This is a genomic window from Microbacterium sp. NPDC055903, assembly GCF_053615555.1.
This window is the reverse complement of sequence record NZ_JBSHCA010000001.1, coordinates 1,134,824-1,142,297: the sequence shown is the minus strand read 5'-3', so window position 1 is coordinate 1,142,297 and position 7,474 is coordinate 1,134,824. Positions and strand designations below refer to the sequence as shown.

Below are 7,474 nucleotides of genomic sequence, written 5' to 3'. Positions count from 1 at the left end.
GACAAGCTCAGCGAGCGGGGAAGGTGTCGCTCAGCGAGCGGAGGTGCGGCTTGGTTTGTTCTAGTTCGCTGAGCCTGTCGAAGCGGAGTTCTCGTGTGGGCGCGCTTCGACAAGCTCAGCGAGCGGAGAAGTGTCGCTCAGCGAGCGGAGGAGTGTCGCTCAGCGAGCGGCGAAGGCCCTCGCGCGGGTCAGACCCGGGAGTCCTGCCGGGGGATCCATACCTTCTTGATGATGATCAGGATCGACGCCGTCACGGGAACCGCCACGAGCGCCCCGAGCAGGCCGAGCAGCGTGCCTCCGACGAGAGCGCCGATCACGACGAGCGACCCGGGGATCGAAACCGCACGGTTCATCACCCGCGGCGTCAGCACGTACGCCTCGATCTGCATGTACACGAGGTACACGGCCGCGAAGATCAGGGCGAAGACGATGTTGTCGCCGAAGAGCGCGATCCCGGTGCCGATCACCCAGAACAGCAGCGAGCCGACCAGGGGGATCAGCGTGACGAGGAACGCCACCACCGCGAGCAGCAGCGGGAACGGCAACCCGAAGGCGCTGTAGAGGATCAGCACGACGACCGCGTTGATGAACGCCAGCGTCACCATTCCCATCACGTAGCCGCCGACCGAGTCGGTGATCTGCTCGGTGATGATCTCCGTGTTCGCACGGTCGCGCGCCGGGACGAGACGGATCATCGCCTGCTTGATCGTCGGGAGCGTCGCGGTGAAGTAGATGATCAGCACGAGCACGACCACGATCCCGGAGATCCCGTTGGCGATGGAGGCACCGACCTGCAGAGCGCCGCCGCCGATCGTCGCGAGGTTCCCCGGGTTGGACAGGAAGGTCTGGATGTCGGCGATGAGCGACTCGAACTGGTCGCCGAACTGATCCTCCAGCGTCGCGTAGAGATCGCTGCGCTGGAAGTCGGTGATCATGCCAGGGACGTCTTTCACGAAGTTGGTGATCTGCTCCACCACGACCGGCACGATCGCCCAGACGACCAGGGCGAGCACGGCGATGAGGCTGACGAGCACGGTCACGATCGCGAGGGGGCGGCTGAAACGGTGTCGTTCGAGGAAGCGCACGGCCGGGTCGAGGCCGAGCGCGGCGAACAATGCGAGTGCGATGTAGATGATGACGGTCGACAGGTTCTGTACCGCGAGCCCCAGCGCGAAGGCCGCGAGCCCGCCGAGGGTCACGAGGAATCCGAAGACGAAGGGCTTGTCGATGCGCGTCCAGAACGAGCGATTCGAGGGCACCGGCTCGACGACGGGCTTCGCCACGAGCTCGGGCTCCGGCTCGGTCTCCTGCGCCGCCTTCCGACGCCGCGCGGGCTGCTTCACCTCGGCGGTGGGGTGCGGGCGCGCATCGGTCGCCGTCCGCGCCGCGTCACCCTCGGATGCCGTCGCGGGGGTCTCATCGCTGCTCATGCCCTCACTCTAGGGCGCGCTCGGCCAATCCATCTCGCTTCGCCTATCGTTGGTGTCATGACCGACGACGCCGCACGCGAGGAACTGCTGCGCCTGCGCGCCAGCATCGACAACATCGACGCCGCGCTGATCTTCATGCTGGCCGAGCGCTTCCGCGCGACCCAGCAGGTCGGTCACCTCAAGGCCGAGCATGCGATGCCGGCATCCGACCCCTCCCGCGAGGAGCAGCAGGTCGCACGGCTGCGCGCCCTCGCGGAGGAGGCGCACCTCGACCCGGAGTTCGCCGAGAAGTGGTTCAACTTCATCGTCGCCGAGGTGATCCGCCACCACACCGAGGCGGCTGAGCGGCGCTGACGGCCGCTCAGCGCCGCCGACACCCGCCGAGCCGGGCCGAGGCCGCCGACCGACGCCGACGCGCACCCGTCGGCGCACGCCAAAGGGGTGCCTCGGCTTTCAGCCGCGACACCCCTGTGCAGACGATGCAGATCCCCGCGCTCCCCAGCGCGCGTTCCCCAGTGTGGGATCTTCCGAGCCTCCCTCTTACTCCGGCTCTACCCCGAGTCATCCTCGTCGAACACCTTCTGAAGATCAGGAGCACGCTGCGTGCGATCTGATACATCGATTGGAAGAATTCTTCAGAATCCCGATCCGTGCGCTTGGAACGGGGTGTGCAGCCTCGTGGAGTCGGACGCCGAGGCCAGGGCCGCCGCAGGCTCCTGACCCGCTGCGAGGCCTTCGTGCAGGGCGGGAAGGAGCTCCGCTGCGATGTCGTCGCGAACGGTCACGGGCGAGGCGATCACACAGCGGGCCCCCGCATGCAGCCATACTCTCGTCATGCCGACGGCCTCCTCGCCTCCGCGCACCGAGGAGCGGCCGAGCTCGCAGGCCGAGAGGATCACCGTCGCCGGAGGCCGGTCGATGAGGTCGACGTCGTAGCCGAACAGCGTCCCATCGGCGAGCTCAAGGCCCGAGAAGAGCGGATTGTCCACGGTGTGCCTGCCGTGCGCCGCCACATGGAGGACGTCGCTGCGGCCGGCGAGCGCCATGACGGCCTCTACCGAGGCATCGGCGCCGGACAGGAGTTCCGCTGTTCCCCAGGACGAGGCCGACGCCGTGATCTCCTCGAACGCGCGCGGTACCCGCGGGCCGGCCGCGAATCCGATCCGCGCGCCGACCAGCGGCCGATCCTCCAGCCAGCGCGAGGCCGACGCGGCGAGCGTGAACGGCACACCGGCCATGCCGGGCAGCATGGCCCAGGGGATTCCGGCGAGGACGCCGGGCGCGGTCAGCGCCAACCGCCGTGCGTCCGGCATCGCCTCCCGTACAGGGCGCAGCAGCAGCGCGTCGAGCGCGGTGAGCCTGGCGTGCAGCGAGCGCTCCACCATCGTGGACATCGGTCCGCCGCGGGTCAGCGCGAACACGTCGAGATCCGCGCGCAGGCCGTCCATGGCCGCGCGCACGGATGGCCAGGAGAGCCGCACCATGCGAGCGCCCGACGCCGTCGCCACGATCGCGCTGAGGGCCGAACCGGTGAACACGAATGCGGCGAGGGCAGTGCCCTCCGGCATCCTTGCGCGTACCTCCCTCAGCCCGAGGCGGTCGTGAGATTCGACGCCGCCGGTGGATGACCACTGCCGCTCGCGCACGCGGTCACGGATGGCCAGCACCTCAGGATCGGTGAGCCAGTCATCCCCGATGAGCTCTGCGCGCAGCATCCGCAGCTCCGCGAGATCCGCGGCGAGGGCTTCGTCGCGCGGCGGGCGCAGCGGCGTCACCTGCTGGCTGAGATGCCTGGCCCGCTCGGACCATTCGAAGAGCACGGCAGGGTCCTCCGCGCGGGCCGCCGCCGTGAGTCCGATGCGCAGCAGCTCTTCGCTGTGCACGGCCGATGACGCGCGCAGGTCGAGCGCTCCGAAGGACCGGCGCCAGGCGTGCAGCAGGTCCAGACCGTCGGCGGCGATCCTTCGCGCTTCGGTGTGCCGACCGGAGGATGCGGCGCGCTGCGCGCGCACCTCGCACGATCGGATCCTCAGCGGCATGGGCGCGCCCGGTGGGACCCGCGGCAGCCGAGCGCTGTCGAGCGAGCGGGCCGTCAGCGCCAGCGACACCGCATCCGTGCGCAGCCCGTGTCGACGAAGCGCCGAGGCCGCCGTGTCGAGCTCCTCCGCCCGCTGGCGCAGCCCGGCGCGCACGCGCGCCTCCAGACGCACACCGTCCGCCCTGGCGGCCCACCCCGCGCTCCCGAGGGAGGCGAAGCGTCGAGCCGCGGTGGCGGCCGTGCGCGCGGCGTCCTGCGGGGCGTGACGCAGCTGTGATCGGGCGAGATGGAACTCGGCCTCACCGCGGGCCTGACGCATGCGCTGTGCGCCGAATCGGGCTGCGACCAGGCTCAACAACCGCTCGGCCTCCGAGGTCTCGCCGGCATCACGGAGCACCTCGGCCCTGTCGAGGTCGCTGATCGCCGCGGCGAGATCGCCGGTCTCGGCGAGTGTCGGCCGTGCCGCGTCCATGAGCGACAACGCCTTGACGAGGTCGCCGCCGAGCAGCGCGGCGTAGCCGAGGTTGTGCTGCGCCTCGGCGAGCGGCTCGACGTCGCTGTTCGCCTCGAACACCGCGATCGCGCGTTCGAGGTCCGTCCTGCACGCGTCGAGCGCATGCTGCTGCATCCGCGCGACCGAGCGGTTGACGAGGAGGTTGGCCAGGGCGGTGTCCTCGGATGCCGAGGCCTCGATCGCGCGACTCAGCATCCGCTCCGCCTCATCGATCCGCCCGGCGTGCAGGAGCAGCGTGCCCAGCTGCCCGAGCAGGATGGTCGTCGCCTGCGCTCCGATGCCCTCGCGCGCCAGCACATCGCGGATGAGACGCTCCGCCTCGGCGGGCTCTCCCGTCTGCGCGAGCACGTAGGCGAGGGTGCCGTCGATGCGCGCCCGCAGGTCCTCGTCGTCCGTGCGTGCCGCGGCGGCGAGCAACGCCTTCCGCGCTGCGGCGAACCGTCGTGCGTTCGCCGCGTCGACACCCCGCTGATGCAGGTCGCTCGCGGACAGGGGGCTCATTCCCCAAGGATGCCCCGACGTTCCGTGTCGGGGAAGTCGACGAGGCCGGGGAGTCACCCCTTCGACACGGGGGAGGGCAGCTCGGCGAGAGCGGCGGAGACCGCCTTCTTCACCGCGGCCGCGCTCGCACCCGCGACGGGAACGTTTCCGAGCCGTGCGGCGATGCGCCCCGCCAGGTACGGGGCGGCGAACGAGGTGCCGCTCCACACCGCGAAGCCGCCGCGGTAGTCGTCCGGGTCGATGGTCTCGCGGGGGAGCCCGTCCACGTCGTGCCGCGTCGATGCCTGCTGCCCGCCGACGAAGGCCGGCGAGGTGCTGACGATCGCGGCGCCCGGCGCATATGCGCGCACCCACGGCCCGACGTTGGAGAACAGCGCCACCGAGCGCGCGGAGGGGTTCAGCGCTCCGACCGAGAGGTGCGGGGCGCCGTGGTCATGACCGAGCCCGTTGTCGGCGCCCGGCCACGCCCACAGCGACGCGGGGAACGAGGGGCGGTCGATGGCGTCGTTGCCCGCCGAGCAGACGACGACGCAGCCCAGTTCCCTGGCCTCGGTCAGAAGCGCGTGCAGCGTCAGGCTGAACAGGCCGTCGGTGGGCGTCTCGTGGTAGTAGCCGAGGGAGAGATTGAGCACGTCGACGGGGTGGCCGGTACGAGGATCCTCGCGATGGCGGCGCATCAGCTCGACGACCTGCGCGAGAGCGGTCAGGAACGTGCTCTCCCCGACGACGCCGAGAGCCCCCGCCACGCGCACCGACAGGATGTCCGCGTCCGGCGCGGTCTGGCGGATGATGCCGGCGATGAACGTCCCGTGCCCGGCGACGGCATCGATCTCGCCGTCGAGCTGGCCGTACAGATCCGGGTACCGCTCCGGGTCGGCATCGCCGGTCAGCCCCACGGCCACGCCGTCCAGCTCGACGTGACGGGTGACGATGTCGTCGGGCAGCCAGTCGTGCACCCCGCATCCCGTGTCGAGCACGGCGACCACGGGGCGCCTGCCCTTGCGTGGAGCAGTGCTTCGCACCGGCGCGGGACCGACCCAGGTCACGGGCTGCCTCGCCCCCCTGCCCGGCTCGAGGTAGTCGTCGCTGCCGCCCGCGCCGCGCCCGCCGGCGGGGTTGGTGCGCGTGAACGGGTTGGTGCGCGTGAAGGGGTTGGTCCTCGTGAAGGGGTTGAGCCCGACGGGATCGATCGAGATCACGTGCTCGAGGCTCGTGCGCGGCATCGTCGTGCCCGAGATCCGCCTGGCGCGCTGGAGCACCCGCCAGGCATCCGGAGGCACCGGGGACTCGCCGCGCACCGGCTCGTCGGGAGTGGTGATCGTCGCCCGCTGGAACCGAGAGACGCCGCGCGCGAGACCCTGTTCGAGATCGTCGACGCGGATGCCCCAACCGAAGGACCCGGCGGACTCATGCAGTGTCTTCAGCTCGCGGTCGAACGCGCCGTTGTCCTCGTCATCTCGGGAGATGAGCAGCTGCTCTGGGAGGTACGCGGTCGGGAAGGCGCGGATGCCGTGCACCTGCTCGACGGTCGGATCCAGGGCCGCCCCGAGCCGGATCGATCCCTCGGCTCTGTCCTGCCATGTCCATCCGCGCGGCTGCTCCATGGGTCACCCTCTCCGGCGGCTCGGCGGCCGCGATCATCCCCCCAGTGGACTCACGCCTCGAATCGCGGCGTGAGCAGATCCTTGCCGTCTCCGGCGAGGACGACGCGCACCTGGCAGAGCCCCGGTGCGATGTCGTCGAACACGAACCGGCCGTTCTCATCCGGCGGCACGATCGAGGTGCGCTCGCCCTGGCTGAGCCGGATCTCCACCGCCTCCGCGTCTGCCCAGCCGTCGATGCGCCGCCGGTCGCCCGGCATGCGGCTGACGTGTAGCAGGACGCCGGAGGCGCCGTCGCCGAACTGCAGGGTCGCCGTCTCCGACTCGCCGCGCACGGCGCCGACGGCGCCCTCGATGAGGGTGAGGAGGGCGAACTCGCGAGACAGGTCGGCCACGGCCACCGCGGCGATCATCCGCTCGGCGAGGTCGGCAGGCACGGGATCGAATTCCTCTGCGGCGTGGCGCAGCCGGGAGAAGAGGGCGTCGTCAGATCCGGTCATCACCGCCGCCTTCCGTCGGGGCGGGGTGACCGGTGGCGACCAGCGCCGTGCGCAGCTTCGCCAAGCAGCGCTTGCGCGTCGGGCCGATGCTTCCCACGGGCATCCCCAGATCGACGGCGATGGATGCGTAATCCGGCCGCTCCTCGAACGCGACGATCCGCAGCAGACGCCGACAGTGCTCGGTGAGGGACTCCACGGCGGCCCACAGTCGTGCGTTCTCGTCGGACTCCTGCGCCAGGATCTCGGGGGAGTCCTCGACGGGCAGGAGCGGCTCGAGGATCTCATCGGCCGTGGTGTCGGTCCGGCGGCTCTGCTTGCTCACGCGCCACGCCTCACGCCGCGCGGTGACGGTGAGCCATCCCGAGATCGCCTTCGTGTCGGCGATCGACTCGTGCGTGCGCACGAGAGCCAGCCAGGTCGACTGCACGACGTCCTCGGCGAGCGTGCGCTCCAGCCCGTAGGCGCGCACGACGTGCCAGAGCACCGGCGTCATGAGGCGGACCAGATCGTCCATGGCGCGCGCGTCACCGGCGCGCCAGTCGGCGAACACCGCGGCCGCGCGTTCCCAGCGCGCCGAACCATCGCTGACGGCGCCCTCGGGGAAGGCGTCGGTCATGGTGCCCATTGTGCTCACACATACCAGGAGCACGGCAAGGGCCCTGTGATACATGGACGGGGTCGATCTTCGATATCGCGCGCTTCGACAGGCTCAGCGAGCTCTGAGCGGTGGATCAGCGAGCGGGAAGGCGCTTCGACAGGATCAGCGAGCGAGCGAGCGAGCGGCGGGGCAGGGGGCGTCACCCGTTGTTCACCTTCCGTTCCGATCCGAGTACGGCGGTCTCGTAATTCCCGGACACCTTGCCGAGTTCGAATACAGGTGTTCTCGGAAT

General features: G+C 70.5%; 6 protein-coding genes. 1 reads left to right on the top strand and 5 read right to left on the bottom strand.

Annotated elements, in window-relative coordinates; translation table 11 throughout:
* Positions 1 to 188: 188 nt before the first annotated feature.
* A complete protein-coding gene (locus ACWGJP_RS05205; protein WP_452328691.1) occupies positions 189 to 1,430 on the bottom strand; it encodes an AI-2E family transporter in 1,242 nt (413 codons plus the stop codon).
* 57 nt (positions 1,431 to 1,487) lie between these two features.
* Here ACWGJP_RS05205 and ACWGJP_RS05200 point away from each other — a divergent pair, with 57 nt between their 5' ends.
* Complete coding sequence (locus ACWGJP_RS05200) at positions 1,488 to 1,784, top strand: chorismate mutase (RefSeq protein WP_452328690.1); 297 nt, start codon at positions 1,488 to 1,490, stop codon at positions 1,782 to 1,784.
* A gap of 281 nt (positions 1,785 to 2,065) precedes the next feature.
* Here the strand turns inward: ACWGJP_RS05200 and ACWGJP_RS05195 are convergent, their stop codons facing one another.
* The 4 genes from ACWGJP_RS05195 to ACWGJP_RS05180 are packed head-to-tail and all read right to left on the bottom strand — an operon-like array spanning position 2,066 to position 7,200.
* Positions 2,066 to 4,483: a CHAT domain-containing protein gene (locus ACWGJP_RS05195; protein ID WP_452328689.1), complete on the bottom strand. Its 2,418-nt coding sequence runs from the start codon at positions 4,481 to 4,483 to the stop codon at positions 2,066 to 2,068.
* A gap of 53 nt (positions 4,484 to 4,536) precedes the next feature.
* On the bottom strand, positions 4,537 to 6,087 hold the full coding sequence (locus ACWGJP_RS05190) for a S8 family peptidase (RefSeq protein WP_452328688.1): 1,551 nt from the start codon (positions 6,085 to 6,087) through the stop codon (positions 4,537 to 4,539).
* A gap of 50 nt (positions 6,088 to 6,137) precedes the next feature.
* The gene (locus tag ACWGJP_RS05185; protein ID WP_452328687.1) at positions 6,138 to 6,584 is read right to left on the bottom strand and encodes a hypothetical protein; all 447 of its coding nucleotides are present in this window, start codon (positions 6,582 to 6,584) and stop codon (positions 6,138 to 6,140) included.
* Positions 6,571 to 7,200 carry an RNA polymerase sigma factor gene (locus tag ACWGJP_RS05180; protein ID WP_452328686.1) on the bottom strand — a complete coding sequence of 210 codons (630 nt, stop codon included), beginning with the start codon at positions 7,198 to 7,200 and terminating at the stop codon, positions 6,571 to 6,573. Before ACWGJP_RS05180 ends, ACWGJP_RS05185 begins: the two co-directional genes overlap by 14 nt.
* Positions 7,201 to 7,474 lie beyond the last annotated feature (274 nt).

Coding starts and splice junctions, on each gene's coding strand:
- ACWGJP_RS05205 (WP_452328691.1), bottom strand. CDS start 1,430: ATGAGCAGCGATGAGACCCCCGCGACGGCATCCGAGGGTGACGCGGCG.
- ACWGJP_RS05200 (WP_452328690.1), top strand. CDS start 1,488: ATGACCGACGACGCCGCACGCGAGGAACTGCTGCGCCTGCGCGCCAGC.
- ACWGJP_RS05195 (WP_452328689.1), bottom strand. CDS start 4,483: ATGAGCCCCCTGTCCGCGAGCGACCTGCATCAGCGGGGTGTCGACGCG.
- ACWGJP_RS05190 (WP_452328688.1), bottom strand. CDS start 6,087: ATGGAGCAGCCGCGCGGATGGACATGGCAGGACAGAGCCGAGGGATCG.
- ACWGJP_RS05185 (WP_452328687.1), bottom strand. CDS start 6,584: ATGACCGGATCTGACGACGCCCTCTTCTCCCGGCTGCGCCACGCCGCA.
- ACWGJP_RS05180 (WP_452328686.1), bottom strand. CDS start 7,200: ATGACCGACGCCTTCCCCGAGGGCGCCGTCAGCGATGGTTCGGCGCGC.